We start from the raw sequence: 308 nt of genomic DNA, 5'->3' as shown, positions 1-308 counted from the left end.
GGAAACATTAGACGATATATTAGTAGAAGCTTTTGCAGTAGCTCGTGAAGCGTCAAAAAGAGTTTTAGGCATGAGACAATATAGAGTCCAATTAATAGGAGGMATAGTACTTCACCAAGGAAAAATAGCAGAAATGCGTACAGGAGAAGGAAANACATTAGTAGCAGTAGCACCAGTATATTTAAATACATTAAGCGAAAAGGGAGTACATGTAGTAACTGTAAATGATTAYYTAGCAAAACGTGACAAAGAACTTATGGAACCAATATATAACTTCCTTGGATTAACATGCGGAGTAATAATAGATA

1 pseudogene (only partly in view) is annotated in these 308 nt (G+C 34.5%); it reads left to right on the top strand.

Annotation, left to right across the window (positions count from 1 at the left end):
- Window positions 1–16: 16 nt before the first annotated feature.
- Window positions 17–308 (top strand): annotated as a pseudogene (secA, locus tag G3997_RS08535) (preprotein translocase subunit SecA) (its annotated part continues 242 nt past the right edge of the window); the annotation flags it as partial.

Origin of the sequence: Romboutsia sp. 13368 (genome assembly GCF_018336475.1) — a bacterium.
In the GTDB taxonomy this organism is placed as follows: domain Bacteria; phylum Bacillota; class Clostridia; order Peptostreptococcales; family Peptostreptococcaceae; genus Romboutsia.
Note: the sequence above shows the minus strand (reverse complement) of the source record. Positions and strands in the feature narration are given on the sequence as shown.